The sequence below is a fragment of the Thermoplasmata archaeon genome (assembly GCA_038874435.1).
GTDB lineage: Archaea > Thermoplasmatota > Thermoplasmata > Lutacidiplasmatales > SKW197 > SKW197.
In genome coordinates, this window is sequence record JAVZCK010000004.1 from 68,103 (window position 1) to 84,671 (window position 16,569).

Consider the following 16,569-nt stretch of genomic DNA (forward strand, 5'->3'; position numbering starts at 1 on the left):
ACAATAGTTAAAGATTATGGTTGGCTTGACTGTAGGACAAAATAGATTATCTGGCTTTTTCTCCTCCTTCACCAGCTGGTATCGAATTTTTGTCCTGCACCGATATCAAAGCATATAAATAACCCCTTTGGTTGTGAAAAATAATAAGAACTTGGCGTATCTCCAATGGTCTGTATTGAAGGTGGTAACTAATGGAAATGCAGATAATATTGAACTATCAGTATGGATTTCCCTGGTATAAATATAATAATACATATGTAAAGGGATATGTCATAAAAGAAAATAAACTTTGTCGAAATCATGATTTTGCCCGTCTAATCGATAGTATAGATACCTTTTCGAAAATTGTTACAGCATTGAAATCCTTTCATGGGATCTTTGTGATAGTGACAAAAAAAGAGGAAAAAATTTATCTAGCTTCAGACATCACACGAACATTCCCTCTATTCTACACCATTCACAACAACACAGTATACATTTCAGATGATGCTTTTTATCTCCAGCAATTACTTAATCTAAAATTAGATTCAATATCATCAAATGAGTTTTTAAAGTGTGGTTATGTAACAGGAGATGCTACCTTACTGAAAAACTTAAGGCAACTTCAAGCAGGAGAGATTATAGAATTAAACTCGAGGAAATTTTTTAGGCGATTTTATCATAATTACACCGTCAAAAACGATGAACTTTCGACCTTATCCGAGAAAGAACTACAATCTAATTTGTTAGATATCTTAACAAATGCAATAAGTAGACTTATTATTTTTGCGGCTGGTGCGCCTATTGTTGTTCCACTAAGTGGTGGGTTTGACTCAAGGCTAATCGTAGCTTTGCTAAAAATTCTTGGTTATAAAAATGTTATCTGCTATACTTACGGAAAAAGAGATAGCTCAGAAGTCCTTACGGCTCAAAAAGTATCGGAAAAATTGGGATATACATGGCACTTTGTGGAACAGAACGATAAGATAATTCCTAAAAACTATACGCATACTCAATGGTTTTATGATTTTTATAAATATGGTTTTAATTATGTCTCAACCCTTCACCTTCAGGACTTTTTTGTTTTTAAATTTTTGCATGAAAAAGAGAATATTTCTGAAAATAGCGTTATAGTGCCCGGACACAGTGGTGATTTCCTAGGAGGTTCACACATACGAAAATTACCGATACCAAAGAGTGTGAGAATGTGTCTTCATACGCTTACTGTAAAACACTATGTGTTGAACGGACATGTGCCTATTGCTCCAGCAGTTAAGGAGAAAATATTTTCTTACATAACTAAGTGTGCTGCTCAGGGTTCTCTTCTCTATTCTATTGACGAGAATTGGAACTTGAAAGAAAGGCAAGCAAAATATATCATCAATTCTAACAGAACTTATGAGTTCTTCGGTTATAGGCACGCTATTCCTCTATGGGACATAGATTTGGTAGAGTTCTTCAGAAGGTTACCACTCCATTATAAAGTAAATAAAAACCTATATGCAGACACAATAAAAGAATATATTTTCAGACCTTTAGATATTATTTTTGACCAAAAAGCATTTGCAAAAGGATTTAAGTTAAAGTTATATTTCAAAATCGTCAAAGAATTACCGGTGACACCGTATTTAAGGTATCTATTTGAGGTAGCCTGCCCATCTATCACAAGAATTCCAATAAAAAATCTTTTCCGTACCGACGAGAACAATTTTGCCTCTGTGCTGAATCCAATAATTATGGAACTTGGCAAAAGATACTATTTGATTAACACTCCAGGCCATGTAGCAGAATGGTGTTTAGCACACACAGGCATAAGCTGAAAAGCGAGAAATATTATATTTCTTATTTTTTTATGTTTTTATAAATTCCATCAATAATGTTTAAAAAGTAATCTTTATGCACCTCTTTCGAAAATTTTTGAACTATTCTCTCTCTTGCTTTTTTCCCCAAATCACGCTTTGAAAGTGCAAGTTTGATTCCTTTAATAGTACCCTCTACATCGCAATAGTGTACATATATTCCTGTATCGCCAACAAGCTCGGGAATTGCACCGCCTTTAGTCACTACTGGTACACACTCACATGCCATCGCCTCAGCTATGGCCATACCAAATCCCTCTATTTTACTGAGTTGACAATAGACACTTGCTTTCCTCATCAAATCACGAAGCTCTGTATCCGAAAGGTCATGTAGAATTTTTAGATTTGGGGGAACATTTATTTTTTTAAGAAAAGACGGATCTTTTAAGAAACCAACCCAAATAAAATTTAAGTTTGGTAATCTTTTTGCGCATTCAACAAATACATGAAAACCTTTTTTCTTTAAATATTTTTCCTCAATTGCTCCAACAGAAATTATAAGATTCTCATCTTTTTTGCCATTAGGTGTGAAAAAGGTTACATCTACTGAGTTTGGTCCATAACTTAAAAAGTGTTTCTTTGGCGTGACAAATGATAGCATCTCTTTTTCCAAGTATTTACTCACTACTATAACATAATCTGCAAAGATTAAAGCAGGTTTAGAATAGATTTTAATACGTATCCAGTCGAATGTGTTAAGTTGATGCTCTTTAGCTATATCATACCCGGCTGCAATGACGACTGTCCGACATCTTTTCAACTTAGATAAAAGTATCGTAACCAATGCAGACCTTCCTGCAAAATATATGATGCAAAGGTTATTTTGTTTCAAAGTTTTAAGAATTTCTAATATTGATAAAAATCCTTGAAATTTTATACACTTCACTATATATTTCTGTGAGAGGAAACCTATAACTGTATTTTGAAATCTCAAAAAGGCTCTAGATACAAATACAATTTCATTTTTCTCCATTTTTCTCTACTTCCTCCCCAACTTCTCCATCACCATTGGGAACTTTTCCTTGAAGGCAATGGCGTGTTCCTCGGGCACAGAGAAGGAAACTCTGATGAAGTTCTGGCCAAAGCGTTTTGAGACATAGGTGCCTGAGCGGACAAAGATTTTGTGTTCGTAAAGCAACTCATTCTGCACAGCATCTGGAATTATTCCGGTCTTGCTGATGTCAATCACAAACATGTTGGCTTGCGAAGGATAAACAGGCAGGAACACACCCTCAATCTTATCGCAGGCCTCCTTGATATGGGCCTGGTTTCGCCTGCAAACCTCCTTCACCTTTGGGAACCACTCTTTTTTCGTTTGCAGCGCAGCCAGTGCAGCCCTCTGCCCGAGCACATTGATTGAGAGGTCATTTGTGTTATAAGGCCTGAGTTTGTTCATTAACTCTCTATGAGCCACAAGTGCCCCTGTTCGCATTCCCGCTAACCCACAGTTTTTGGACACAGAATAAACCACTATGCTCGCCTCAGGTAAAAACTCTGTCGCCAGTGTATGGCTATCTGCAAAGTCCCTGTAAGTGATGTCATGTAACACATACAGCTTATTGTCCTTTGCAATCTCACAAATGGCTTTCACTTCATCTCTGGTGTAAGAACTGCCCAGCGGATTCAACGGGTCAATCAACAAAATCATCTCTGTCTTCTTTGTAATCGCCTCGTTCACCTCATCAATGTTGTATTTCCATGGCGGTCTGTAGATTGGGAAATCCGTGCATCTAGCACCTGACAACTCTATGAACCGATGAATTATCAAGTAGCTTGGGTCACTCGTAATTACCACATCACCATGCTTGAGCAAAGCCCTTGTAGTGATGTAAAGCGACTCTGTGCCTCCAGCTGTAAGCAGGCACTCAAATTCCTGCAAAGGCAGCCCCAAATCTTCAAGAATTGCCTCCCTCAATCCGAAAATTCCATGGGTGTAAGGATAAAAATTGTATTCTTTTTCCCGCAATGCCTCAATCACAGCTTTCTCAATTGCATCCGTAGTGGGCAAATGGTTCGTATTCTGGCTCATCCAGATTATCTCGTTTCTGTGCTTGTGAGCGTAAACAAACACATCCTTTATCTCTGGAATGGTAATCACCACATCGCCATAACTTAAAACTCTAAATAAATTTATCGGCCAATTACCACATTTCCTTTCTTATTCAGCAGTGCATAAATCTCGTCCTCAATTTTCTCAATTTCTTTGTTAATTTTCTCCTTCAACTGCAAGATTTCATTGAGGCGTTCCTCCTGCTTCCCCAATGTCTCCACATACTTCAGCCGCATTGCCCCTTCCTTTCCCTCTGTGTGCAATGCCTGAATGTTCTGCCTTATCCTTTCCTGGTCAACAAAGATTCTGTTGTATTCCTCATCCATTTTTGCAATCCTGTTTCTTCTCTCATTTATGCTCGCCTGTAATTCAATGATACGCTTCATCCATTCGTAGTCCTGTTTTCCAATTTTCTTCTCATTCAAATACCATTCCAGGGTATTCAGCGACAGATGCCTTATCTCTTCAGAATAAGAAATTACACGTCTCTGCTTCACCTCAAATTTGGTCTGGGTCTTACCCTTAACACCGGATTTCCATCTGTAGTAATTCTCAGTTTCTTCTGTTGGCTTCGGTGTGTCCACAAGCTCATACATCGAATTTTTCGGATGCTCAATTACCAAATTTATTTCCTCATTGTTTTTGTTTTCAATAGTGTATTCTGTGACAATTTCCTCATAATTCTCTCTCACCAGGTAAACATCCTGGATGTACAACCCCTTGAAGACAGTGCTCGTTCGAATGTTTTCTGTAACCACGACACCCATATCAATTGAATATGGAATTTGAATCTCGCCATCTGGCACTGTGTAGGGTAAAATCGCCTCACCCACATAAGTCCCCTCGTCCACAACTACAACAGGCCCTCTTTCAAGCACAAGCCCTGTGGTGTTTTTGCCACGCATTGTTACCATCGGATTTCTCTGGTTTTTCTGGCGGTTATAGACATGCTCCTTTGCCAACCCCAGTTCCGACTGAATTATGGGCACCATCGCACTCTGTCTCCTCTTAACAGTAATTGGATGCAAAATTTCATATTTGAAAAACTCGCCCAGTTCAATTGTCTGGGTTTTCACAGGTGCACTTGCACCCATCACTGCTGCTGTTGGCTCGGGCATTGCTTCCCTTGCTCTCGCCCGCTTCCCACCAGAATGAGCCATCACTCTTCTGCTTTCCATGGGCATTGCCTCATATTCGGCACTCGCAGCTGGTGGTGGCATTTCATAAGTGGCTTCTGCTGCAAAATCTGCCTCTGCAAGCTCTTCCTGCTTCGTCTCCAGCTCAATTGGTCCCTTCACACCTCTTGCCTCCTCCTTTACCATGGGTCTGAACACATAGGGAGGTGTATAAATATCATAGATGAATGAAATTGGTTTTCCAGCAACCAAACTTACCTTTATATCCTTCAGGTCTTCATCAAGCACATTATCAATATGCCCCCAGCCAAAAATAAACGCTTTCTCTTTTTCGTGAACCACTCTGTAAGACACACGCCAGGATGGCATCTGAGCAATGTAACTCACTGCCAGCTCCAGATTCTCTGCATCCACAAAGATTGTCACACCTCTGAGGTTTTTCTTTCGCTCAGAAGTCACTGCCTCCAAGAAAAACTCAAGGTCGTCACTTGCCTCTGCATCAAGAATCTTGTAAGAACCAATTTTGCTTGCCTCCACACTTCGCACGCTTCCATCCTCGCAGTAAAGCACCACATATTTTCTTTCATCTATGGTGCCCTGCACCATAATTTTCTCGCCTTCATGCTGCGGTTCCTCAGTTCCCATCACCTTACCTCTTACAGTTTCTGTGTTGGTCTGAATTTCTACGCTGTAACCCTTCAATTGTCTGAAAAGACCTATCAACGCCTCTCGCTCTGGCACTTTCACCGCTTTTTCCTCAATCAACTTTGAGATGTCCTCTGGTGTTTCATAAGAAATACTTGATATCTGTCCCTTACCAAAGCAGAACACTGAGAGCGATTTCAGAATATCGTTCATCATCTCTTTTTTGAAGAAGAGCTTCACTTGCTTCTCTCCCGCAATTTTTCCTCTTCGTTCAAAATACCCCACTCCATGCTTGTAAAGCACAATCCTTGTTACTGGCAACACAACATCCATATCCATCACTGCTATGGAATAGGAACAAAATTATATATAGATTTTTATGTTGCTTCATTAAATTGTGCCTGTATCACTCCCAACCATCATCAACAATTCCTGAAACTTCTGATAGTGTCGTGCATACAAATCTGCAAATTCTCCTCTTGGCTTCACCCTCTCTATTTCTTCTATCATTGAGTCCGCGGCCCGATTAATGCCCTCGTACATTCCCAACGAGGTGAAAGCAATCACTGCCGCCCCCATTCCTGCAGCCTCAGTGCTAGCATGGGTAAGCGACACCGGTCTTCCCACAACATCGGCCATTATCTGTCTCCATACTTTGGATCTAGCCCCACTTCCCTCTAAATAAACTTCAGTTGCGAATGCATTGAGGCCATGCATCATTTCAAGGAAAAATCTAGTAGAGTAAGCAGTTCCCTCCATAATTGCCCTGATCATTGAGTTTCTTTTCAGATTCAAATCTAGATTGTAAAACACTCCCTTACCGTAAAGCATCAATGGAATAAACAATACACCCTCAGCACCTGGCTGGGAGCGCTCCGCAAGCACATTCATTACATCGTAAGGATCACGGTTTGCTCTTTTAGCATCTAGAATCAAATCAGCACAGCAGTTATCTCTGAACCATCTTAAGGAGAGCCCAGTGCCAGGAAGCGAGGCTTCCAAAATCCACTTACCCTCGACTGCATGTGGGAGCATGTACATTTTTGTGGGTTTATCAAAGTAATCAAACATTGGTTCTGAGACACACACATCTATGTTGAGATTGATGTCCAGCGTAATTTTTGATGTAGCATCTCTGATGGCTCCAACTCCGACTGCAGCACACTGCATATTGGCACCACCGAGAATCACCGAGATGTTCTCAGGAAGGTCCATATCTCTTGCTGTTTCCAGGTTCAATGCACCCACGATTGTGCCTGGTGGAAAGATCTCAGGCAGCATTTCTACAGGAATTCCGCACTGGTTGAGCAAACTTTGATCCCATTTCATTGACTTTATGTCCATGCCAAGCGCTGGTGCATTTGTAGTATCTATTGCAAACCTTCTGCAGAGCTTGTGGATGATATAAGTGAGTGGGGTTCCAAACTTGAAAGTGCGATAAAATGCATCCGCAAAGTAGTCCCGCAATAACAAAATTTTGTAGAGTCCATGACGCTGTGGAAACACCTCTCTGAAATGTTCTATGCCCTGAGAAGTTCTAGTATCAAGCCAGCAGATGCCAGGATAGAGATTCCTTCCAAGTTCATCCATTGGGACGACAACGCCAGGGTCATTCGTCACAGCCACAGCAATTATCTCAGCATTCTTCCCTGCCATTGCCACCGCTTGCCGCATCGTGTGGACAGCGGACCCATACCAATGCTCTGGATTCTGCTCCATTGCACCTGGAACTGGAGAAGTTGTGGGAAATTCATGAATTGCATTTCCAAGAATGTCTCCAGATTCACTTATTACCAGAGACCTTACCTTCGTTTGTCCAACATCAATTACGGCCACACACCTTACCATGCTTCATCACATTCCATTAACTCCATTTGTATGCAGTTATTGGCAGGGAAATATGTTAAAGGTATATATTACTTACTTTTAGATTGTGCTTGTGCGACATCAAACCCAGCCGACTTGAAAAGGTTTTTATTCAAGAACCTAATTCTAGCATGGAATGGATGTAGAAAAATTACTCCAAAAAATTCCCGCAAGGTACACTGTATTAGGCACGATAGATGGCGTTGTGGGCAGCCTTGCAACTGTAATGGGTTTAAGTGCAGCTCAGGCCGCATCACAACTTATAGTCACCGCGGGCATAAGTGTCGGTGTCGGGCTTGGCATCTCAAATGGGTTCGGCGGTTTCATGGCAGAGCGAACAGTGGAGCAGATGAAATTGAGAAAACTAGAAAAAGCAATGCTTCAGAAAAAAGGCACACTAGCAAAAACCAAGCTCGGTAAAGAGGTCTGGAAGAAACTGCTGATTGACACAATTACCCATGGAGGTTTCTCATTTCTTGGTGCAGTGATACCAGTTATCCCCTTTGTTCTGTTCGCATGCATAACCCTCGGTGCAGTTTTCTCCTTCTTCCTTGGCATTGTCACCCTTTTCTTCCTAGGCATGTACTCTGGATACATGACAAAGGAAAACATGCTTCGCTCCGGAATTGCAATGCTGATTGTAGGTATTCTCGTCACAATTATTACCAGAGCATTTGAACTCGGGCATTAGCCCGCTTCCTCACCAGAACCAGAAAACTTCAAAATTTCATTCAATTTCTCCTTGTATTTCTCACCTTTTGAGGCAAGCAATTCCCCCACATGCCCTGCCAAACTCTTTCCAAGTTCTTTCTCCTCCTTTGTGAACTGCCAGGCATGAGCATCCTCAACGCCAAAATTAACCAGGAAGGCATAGGCAATTACTTTCATCTTCGTATCTTCCAGTTTCCTTCCAGTGATAGCAGCAATTGCAGTCGCTTTCCCTGCAACCAGAAATTCCACTGCAATCTCGTGGATGAATTTTGCAAGCTGGGGCAGTTTCCTGAACTCTGGCAAAACGCTCAGAACCTTCGCCCGCTCAAACTCCAGTCTTGCCTTCCGTAAAATCTCTGCGGGATTCTTCGCATCCTCTACAAACAGCCGCTCTGCAATCTCAGGACTTGAGACCATCGCAAGAAGTTCTTTTCCAGCTTCATTCCACACTGCCTCAAGAAATTTGCCAAACGAAACCTCCTTTAGCACCACAGCCCCTTCGACCTTTTCCAGTGCCTTCAACACAATTTTCTTTTCCTCCTCATTTGAGGCAATCTCGCCTGCAAATTTTTCTGCATCAGATCCAAAGCAATTCTCTCCCGCCACATACACCTTCTTCTCTCTGCCCCTCAACCCTGCCTCAAAACTTTTTCCATACTCCTGCAGGGTTGCAGCATCGCTTCTTTTTCCCACCTTGTAATTCTTCTCAATTTGCTCGTTATAAAACTGTTTGAGGACGCAGTCCTTACAATTGCTATTGCACTCGTAGTGTGGCTCAAACGAGACCCTAAACAACCTGTCAATGTTTCTTCCAAGAATTTTCTCGGTTAATCTGGAAAGCAAGTTTATGTCCCCGCTTGCACATCTGTTGCAGACCCGCACCTTAAACTCATTGTTTGCCAATCTCACTACGAGGGCTGGGTTTTCATGACCACATGTAAGCATGCCTTCCTTTTCAACCAGTTTGTATCCAAGTCCTTTCAGAGCCTGTTTTTTGAATGGCTCAGGCATCTTTAACTCTCTGCCCGTGCAATAAACATCGTCCGCAACAAAGAAGAAGTAGCCCTTTTTCGCAAAGCTAAGGTATGCAAGTGCCTTGCACATTGGCTCATCAAAGTGCTGAACTGCAAGCTGGAGTTCCTTAGGGGCACTGCCACGCATCGCAAAACTGTAGGTGCCAAATGGTAGTTTTACAGCCGCAAGGACTGCCAGAGAGTCAGAGAAACGAATTGTAAGGAAGCCAGCATACGCTTTGACAAATTTGTTTCCGAACAACATCTTCCATTTCAGTTTGCTCTTGCTATCGCTCACCGCACTCACTGCCTTCAGCTTCTCCTTCAACCCTGCAAAAATGCAGAGCGTGCACTCGTTGCTGCACACAGGCAATAGCTTCTCTGGATGTTCGGCAAGAACCTCTGCATTTTCAAGCAGTTTCTCCCTGCTCATCCTGGAGGCGGCTTTAATCCCTCTTGCCTTCTTGATTCTTCCCATTGCCCATACATTGAGAGGGAGGATAAAAAGGTTTATATCGGAAAAACCAGAAACCTTATCTACGAGAGAACCATTAATCCAATTGAACACAGGAGGTTAAATTATGCTATCAAGAATAAAAATCTCTGGATTTCGTTCGCTTGAAGATGTTGATATTGAGCTTGCACCTCTCACGGTTTTATATGGACCTACTGCAAGTGGGAAATCGAGTTTATTGTATGCCCTAATAGTTTTTAAGAACTTTCTCACAGACCCTGGTAGGAAAGTAAATAGTTTTATGGATTTAGGTTTTATGCACCTGGGAGAGTTTGGAGATTGTGTGAGTAGAAGGATGAACGCAATTGGGATAAAAGTTTCCACTAAAACAAAAACATATGGAATCACTCTTCAAGAAACTTCAGCAAGGCTTTTAGTAGAAACACCTCTTGGGAAGATTTCTGGGGAAGTTGAGATTCCCTATTTTTTGAACAGAAATTTCCAAGCCAAGGTTGAACAGGAGAAAGAAAAATACATCGTAAACTGGAATGGCATCTTTGCGACAGCTTTCGTAGACAAACCTATTCCTGTAAGTGATGCTAGAAGCCAAACAATAGGAATAACATTCAGCATATTGCCAGAATACATCAGAACAAAAGTAGATATCGTACCTCACAGAAGGGGTTTTTTCAAGCCAATATACACTCCAACCAAAGTAAGTTCCATTCCGGTTTCAGAAGATGAAGTTGCTACATTAATCATAAACGAGCCCACTCTCGCCCCAAAGATAAGCATAGATTTGGAAAAAATTCTCAACAAGGATTTCAGAGTATACACTCCTCCAGGCACTGCAACTGCATTCTTCATCTCTACTGACAAATCTTCGAAGACACCAGTAAATCTTGTGAATGATGGTTTCGGTGTAAACCAGCTAGTTTATCTCCTCGCTAAACTCCACAGACCTGAAATCGGCACACTCCTAATAGAAGAGCCAGAGGTGCATCTGCATCCCACGGTTATCCGCTCCCTTGTAAGAACCCTTTGCTCAATAATCAGGGAAGAGGGTAAACAAATAATTCTTACAACGCACAGCGAGGTGTTTGTCACTTCGCTTTTGGCTGCAGTGCGAAGAAAGGAGATTGCGCCAACCGACGCAAAATGCTATCTTGTGAGAAAGGAAAAGCATGAGAGTGTGTTTGAGGAGCAGAAGATAAATAGTAATGGGCAGATAGAAGGAGGTTTAGCATCGTTCGTTGAAGGGGAACTGGAGGATTTGAAGGAATTTTTCGGGAAAAAGTGAAGCCAATGTCTGAGATTTTCATAATTGACGAATGGCTCTGGGCGGACTTGGATGGCAAGAATGGGGAGAAAAAGCAGCGTGAGACATTCATATTTTTAGAAAAACTATATCTCAAATGTGATAAAATTGCCGTAGCCAGTGGTTCAAAATTTGAGAAAAAGGCCTGGAATTTCTGTAAGGCAGCGAGTTCATGTCAAGAGAAACGAAAAATTGCAAGATTCTTCGCTGCGGTACTGATGTATAACAGTTCCAAATACCTTCAATATGAGATAGAGCACTCCCCACTTGGTATGGATGGAGTAAAAGAAGATGATGCATATCTGGTTAAACTTCATAAAGAGACTGGCGCCAGAATAATTACAACAGACAGAAAGTTGAAGGAAGCTCTTCAAACCAAGAACATTCCCTGTGAATTGAGAGACGAATTTTTGGCAGCATATCTTTAAATTTTATTCCACTGCCGCACCCCTGTTCCTCGCCCTTGTGGTAAACCAGAGGGTTTTGCCATCCTTTCTCTTAAGCTTCTCCAGGGCCTTCTCAGCCTCCTGCTGGCTTGGAAAGAGCCCATATACAGTGGGTCCCCAGGAGCTTTGCCCAGAGCCAGCAGCACCACAATCCTCAATCAGCTTTACTGCATTCTGCGAAAGTCCAGAAAAAACACCACCCTGGACTTCAGCAAACACACTTCCCGTAAGTTCCTGCACTTTGGATAGGGCTTTTCCGAACCTCCAGATGTCCTTTTCCATCAGAGCAGGTACCATTTCGAGCAGAACTTGTTCGCAAATTTCTGATGTAGTGAGTTCGCTCGCCACGAGGCCCTCCATGAATTTTATCTCATGTTCCTCACTCATCCCCTTTCCCTGTGGGATGCCCACCACAAACACCCATTCTTCAGGAAATTTCAAACAAATAGAATGATGCTTTTGCCCAGTATCTATGACAAAGCCGCCTTGCTGGAATGCATTCAAACCTATGCCTGTATATTTTCCAAGCCCAAGGAGGGCAGCAATCTCACGAGTTTCAGCTTTCAATTCATAAAGGGAGAGAATTGCGTTGGCAACAGTGAGTGCACACTGAGTTCTTCCACCGAGCCCGACATGAAGTGGATAGCATTCCTGCACCTCCAGATGCACTTTTTCCTTAATTCCAAACTGCCCACAAACCATTTCAGCCACCCAATGTACATAATCCAGATACTCTGCACTCTCTAGATTGCCTGTGATTTCAAGAGCATGGGCGAACCTTGCGAGCACCTTAAATTTTGGCCTTTCAACTGCCACACCGATTGCCCCATACCTCTTCTTTGTAGACATGTCAATTACGCCGAAGTGCAATCTGGCGGATGTCTGCACTGTAATGGTTTTCATCGCATTGACTGAAAGCGAAATTCTATATAAAAGAAGTGTATTTGGAATTGATGACAGACGCCAAATTACAGCCAGTACATAAAGAGAAGGCACTTGCGGAAATAAGAAAAAAAGAGGCATGGGCAAAGAGTTTTTTGGTTAAGGCAAGGGATGAATCTAAGAAATACATTCTTTCTGCAGTGGCAAGGTCTGAAGAGATAAAGAAAAGAGGAGAAGCAGAAATCAGAGCGGAAATCCAGCGGTTAAGAGAAGAGAAAGCTAGAAAGCTTGCCTCTGAAATTTCAAAAATAGAGGCGGAGGCAGAAAAAAAAGTCGTGCTGCTCCAGCAGAGGGCAAAGGAAAGGATGGAACACACGGTGAATTTTGTAATAACTGCAATTCTGGAGGAACTGGATGCTCGCTCCTGAAAAGATGGTGGAAGTGGTACTCACAGGGCCAAAGGAAAAAGCTCAGAGTTACATCGATGAACTTCATGAATTGACAGTGTTGCATATTCGTGATCCAAGCCTTTCTGATAATTTTTTGAAACCAGGGCTGCCAGAATCTGAGGCGGGAAAACATTCTGACTTACTCTTAAAGCTTAGAATAATTCAGGAACGGGTTAAGCTTGAGGCAGAAAAAGTAGGTGAAAAAAAATCCGAAGCTGAGCTTCAAAAAAATCTGGAAAAGATAGAGAGTGTGATTCATGGCACAGGAATAAGCTTGCTTGAAAACACAGAACGAAGGCAGAAAATTGAAAACGAGATAAAACGTCTCACTGAAGAACGAGAGACAATAGAAAAAATTGCCAAACTCGGGCTAGAACTCGGGGACTTGCTTCCCTACGAAAATCTAAATGTTACAATGGGCTTCTATGAGGAAGACATAGTAGGGCTGAGCAGGGAGCGGAATCTGAAAGCAAAGATATATGTAAACCCGAAAGAAAAGGTCTGTGCGCTTATCTATCCGAAAGAGACCGAAACAACAGCAAAGGAAGTGCTCACAGCAGTGCATTTCAGAGAAATCAAATTTCAGGAGTTGCTTGAACACGCAAACCAATTAGGAAAGAGTTTCACAACATTCAATGAACTTCTATCTGTCTATTCTGAAAGAATTGCCCAACTGACTAAGGAGCGTGAGGAAATCAACCAGAGAATCAGCAATGCCCTGAAAAGATACAAAGAAACACTGCTTGCCACTGGTGAATTTCTCACAATAAAAGTTGCAAAGGAAGAACTGCCTCAAAGAATGCTCATTGGCGAAATCTCATTTGTGCTTCAGGGCTGGGTGCCGATTTCTGAACTTAACAAACTCAAGAGAGTTTCAGAGAAACATGATGTAAGTGTTATAGTGGTGGAAAGTGAGGATGAAAAACCAACGAAACTTGCAAATCCAAAGCCAGCAAAGAGTTTTGAACTGCTTACAAGAATGTATTCGCTGCCAAAAAGTGAGGAAATAGACCCCACAACCTTGCTCTGGGTTACCTTCCCCCTCTTCTTCGGGTTAATCATAGGGGATATTGGCTATGGAATAATGCTCTGTCTCCTTGCTCTTTACCTCAGAAACCACAAAATAGTTGACATAGGCGGGAGACAGGTGGGCAATGTCCTCCTTTATGCAGGAATAAGCACAATAATCTTTGGCTTTATTTTCGGTGAGATTTTTGGCCTGCCATTTACAAGCCATGGTGAGCATTCCCATGCCTCCCTCGCCCAGCTCTTTGGCATTGAACTCGGTTATTCGGGTCTCCTAAACAAATTCCTAGACATAAATTTCCTGATTAACACCACAATTATTGCAGGTTACATCCATCTCATTTTCGCCTTTGGTCTGGGCATGTACACAGAATACAACCACAATAACTACAAGCACATAGTGGGAAAGGCGGGCTGGATTGTGGTGCTCACCGCTGTTTTCATTCTCCTCATGCGACTTTTTGCTAAAATTCCCTTACCAGTTCCCACACTTCCGCTCGTAATTACCATTGGTGCAGTGGGTATGGTCTTCGTGGTTGCGGGTGAAGGTTTTATCTCAGCAATGGAGGCACTGAGCGTTTTCTCCAATCTTCTTTCTTACATTCGTCTTTTTGCTGTGGGACTTGCAAAGGCAGGGATTGCAGTGGCTGTGAATGCCCTAATTCTACCTGCGTTTTCCACGCCTTACGGTGCTCTTGCAGTTGTTGCCTTCTTTGTTATTCATTTTCTCCTTCTCTTGTTAGGTGTGCTCTCTGCCGGCTTGCATTCTATCAGGTTGCACTATGTGGAGTTCTTCACAAAGTTTTATGAAGGGGGTGGATTTACTTACTCTCCATTTGGCTACAGAAGAATTTACACGAAAAAAGGTGGTGAAAATGGCAGTTGAAGGTTTGGCTGCAATAGGTGCAGGGATTGCAATAGGACTTGCCGCTCTGGGTGCAGGGATTGCGGAAAAAGACATAGGGGCTGCTGCAATTGGGGCAATTGCAGAGAATCCGAAACTTTTCGGAAGAGCACTGGCTCTAATAGTTATTCCAGAAACACTGGTAATCTTCGCCCTGATTGTGGCTTTCAAAGCTCTTGGCATGTTCTAAGGGAGTTAGCATATGCCCGATGATGTGCTTGCCCAAACAACGAAGAAAATTGAGAGCGAAGCTAAAAAGAAAGCAGAGGAAATCTTAGCCAATGCGAAGGCAGAGGCAAGGAACATTCTGACGAAAACGAATGCAGAGATTGAGAAAGCAAAGAAAGAGAAGATTGCACTAGAGAAGGAAAAGCTTGAGTTCGAATTAAAACAGGAAATTCACTCTGCAGAGAACGCTGCCAGAAAAAAAGAACTTCAGACGAAGAGGCAAATAATTGATGCTGTAAAAGAGGAAACTCTGGCTAAGCTTAGAGCAATGGAACGGGAAAAGAAGCGAGAGTTGCTTGGAAAGATGCTCAGAATTGCGAAGAAGCAGATTCCAGATGGCTTTGTGTATACAAATGCTGAGGATGCAGAGATTGTCAAAGCGTTTGCAGTGTATCCATTTAAACAAACAATAAACTGTGTGGGAGGTATTCTCGTAGAGGAAAAGAGCGGTGAGCGTGTCCTTGACCTGCGGTATGAGACATTGGTTGAACGAATTTTCAGCGAAAGAGGCGAGGAGCTCTGGAAAATGTTGTTTGAGTAGATGAACATGGGGCTAAACAATACCAGTGGTGACAATTTTCCCTACCTCTGCACCCGTGTAAAAGTCAAGAGTTTGAAACTTTATAGCCTGCAAGAAATTCAGCGCATGCTGGATATGGATGTCAGAGAGATTCTCCGATTCTTGCATGAGGGAGTTTACAGAGAGGATGTGGAGGAGGGCTCAATAAAGTTTCGATTTTCCACAAGCGATGTGATTGAGTATGCACTCAACCGCAATCTAGGGAGAGCTTACACCGAAATCTACGGCTATGCATTAGGCGGTGCAAAAACAAGAATGGGAATCTTTCTTGAAAACCTAGATATCTGGAATTTCAAGACATTTTTGAGAGGACTCCACAGCCAAACACCGAAGGAGGAAGTGCTGAAGCACATTCTCAACGGAGGCAAGTATTCAGAGAGCTTCTGGGAGAAAGCACAGGGTGCTGAAGACATAGCACACTACTTCGCAAAAACCGAATTTGGTAAGCTCATCACTGAATATTTAGAAGAGAAAAATCTGGCAAGAGTTGAGGATAAAATCGACAGGGATTACTACATCCGTCTTGAGAAGTTTGTGAAATCTTACCAGGAAACACGAGCCGACAGAGTTTTTCTTGAGTTTGTGCAGAAGGAAATTGATTTGCGAAATCTTGCAACAGCAATGAAAATAATGTTTTACAGGCAGGGCAGCGAGGAAGTTAGCATTGCCTCCGGTGACATTTTTATTCCGGGTGGGTGGTCAATAAAATACCAGAAGTTCAAGGGCCTTTGCGAATCTAAGGATGCGACTGAGTTTCTCTCACAAACATCTACGCTGTGGTTTGGAACTGAGATTAACAGAATCATCAGTGAATGTGAGCATTGCTCTGGCCAGATAAAGCGGCTTGAGCATTACCTTACAAAGATTGCGAAAAGTTTTGCGGTCATTTACCCAATCTCGATTTTGCCAGTGATTTCTTATCTTTTGAGAAAGCGGATAGAGGTGGAGCAAATAAGAATAATTGCTCGTGGGAAGGCACACGAGCTTCCAAGAAATGAGATTCTGGGAATGTTGGGGTGGTGA

At 42.2% G+C, this 16,569-nt stretch carries 15 protein-coding genes; 9 read left to right on the top strand and 6 right to left on the bottom strand.

From position 1 onward, the window contains the following. The first annotated feature begins 191 nt into the window (after positions 1–191). Positions 192–1,799, top strand: a complete 1,608-nt coding sequence (locus QXD64_02640; GenBank protein ID MEM3396213.1) for an asparagine synthase C-terminal domain-containing protein — start codon at positions 192–194, stop codon at positions 1,797–1,799. Between the two features lie 22 nt (positions 1,800–1,821). Here the strand turns inward: QXD64_02640 and QXD64_02645 are convergent, their stop codons facing one another. From QXD64_02645 to QXD64_02660, 4 genes are read right to left on the bottom strand one after another with little or no spacing between them, the layout of a single operon-like run. Continuing rightward, on the bottom strand, positions 1,822–2,811 hold the full coding sequence (locus QXD64_02645; protein MEM3396214.1) for a glycosyltransferase family 4 protein: 990 nt from the start codon (positions 2,809–2,811) through the stop codon (positions 1,822–1,824). A 6-nt stretch (positions 2,812–2,817) separates the two neighbouring features. After that, on the bottom strand, positions 2,818–3,936 hold the full coding sequence (locus QXD64_02650; GenBank protein ID MEM3396215.1) for a pyridoxal phosphate-dependent aminotransferase: 1,119 nt from the start codon (positions 3,934–3,936) through the stop codon (positions 2,818–2,820). A 32-nt stretch (positions 3,937–3,968) separates the two neighbouring features. Then, the gene (locus tag QXD64_02655; protein ID MEM3396216.1) at positions 3,969–6,002 is read right to left on the bottom strand and encodes a hypothetical protein; all 2,034 of its coding nucleotides are present in this window, start codon (positions 6,000–6,002) and stop codon (positions 3,969–3,971) included. 57 nt (positions 6,003–6,059) lie between these two features. Then, positions 6,060–7,517, bottom strand: coding sequence for an FGGY family carbohydrate kinase (locus QXD64_02660; protein MEM3396217.1), 1,458 nt, complete (start codon positions 7,515–7,517; stop codon positions 6,060–6,062). Positions 7,518–7,671: 154 nt separating this feature from the next. Between QXD64_02660 and QXD64_02665 the strand changes: the two genes are divergently transcribed. Beyond that, the gene (locus QXD64_02665) at positions 7,672–8,226 is read left to right on the top strand and encodes a VIT1/CCC1 transporter family protein (protein MEM3396218.1); all 555 of its coding nucleotides are present in this window, start codon (positions 7,672–7,674) and stop codon (positions 8,224–8,226) included. On the opposite strand, the gene QXD64_02670 is transcribed toward QXD64_02665, so the two are convergent. Next, positions 8,223–9,737: a hypothetical protein gene (locus QXD64_02670; protein MEM3396219.1), complete on the bottom strand. Its 1,515-nt coding sequence runs from the start codon at positions 9,735–9,737 to the stop codon at positions 8,223–8,225. The genes QXD64_02665 and QXD64_02670 overlap by 4 nt on opposite strands. A 103-nt stretch (positions 9,738–9,840) precedes the next feature. Here QXD64_02670 and QXD64_02675 point away from each other — a divergent pair, with 103 nt between their 5' ends. Both QXD64_02675 and QXD64_02680 read left to right on the top strand, forming a co-directional pair. Continuing rightward, positions 9,841–11,013 carry an AAA family ATPase gene (locus tag QXD64_02675; protein MEM3396220.1) on the top strand — a complete coding sequence of 391 codons (1,173 nt, stop codon included), beginning with the start codon at positions 9,841–9,843 and terminating at the stop codon, positions 11,011–11,013. A gap of 5 nt (positions 11,014–11,018) precedes the next feature. Then, positions 11,019–11,459, top strand: coding sequence for a hypothetical protein (locus QXD64_02680; GenBank protein MEM3396221.1), 441 nt, complete (start codon positions 11,019–11,021; stop codon positions 11,457–11,459). Positions 11,460–11,462: 3 nt separating this feature from the next. On the opposite strand, the gene QXD64_02685 is transcribed toward QXD64_02680, so the two are convergent. Then, entirely contained in the window at positions 11,463–12,380 is a 918-nt protein-coding gene (locus QXD64_02685) for a hypothetical protein (GenBank protein ID MEM3396222.1), read from the bottom strand. Between the two features lie 50 nt (positions 12,381–12,430). Here QXD64_02685 and QXD64_02690 point away from each other — a divergent pair, with 50 nt between their 5' ends. The 5 genes from QXD64_02690 to QXD64_02710 are packed head-to-tail and all read left to right on the top strand — an operon-like array spanning position 12,431 to position 16,569. Further along, positions 12,431–12,787, top strand: coding sequence for a hypothetical protein (locus QXD64_02690; protein ID MEM3396223.1), 357 nt, complete (start codon positions 12,431–12,433; stop codon positions 12,785–12,787). Next, a complete protein-coding gene (locus QXD64_02695) occupies positions 12,774–14,720 on the top strand; it encodes a V-type ATP synthase subunit I (GenBank protein MEM3396224.1) in 1,947 nt (648 codons plus the stop codon). Before QXD64_02690 ends, QXD64_02695 begins: the two co-directional genes overlap by 14 nt. Continuing rightward, positions 14,710–14,928, top strand: coding sequence for an ATPase (locus QXD64_02700; GenBank protein ID MEM3396225.1), 219 nt, complete (start codon positions 14,710–14,712; stop codon positions 14,926–14,928). Before QXD64_02695 ends, QXD64_02700 begins: the two co-directional genes overlap by 11 nt. Positions 14,929–14,940: 12 nt before the next feature. After that, complete coding sequence (locus QXD64_02705; GenBank protein MEM3396226.1) at positions 14,941–15,507, top strand: V-type ATP synthase subunit E family protein; 567 nt, start codon at positions 14,941–14,943, stop codon at positions 15,505–15,507. 6 nt (positions 15,508–15,513) lie between these two features. Beyond that, the gene (locus QXD64_02710; protein ID MEM3396227.1) at positions 15,514–16,569 is read left to right on the top strand and encodes a V-type ATPase subunit; all 1,056 of its coding nucleotides are present in this window, start codon (positions 15,514–15,516) and stop codon (positions 16,567–16,569) included.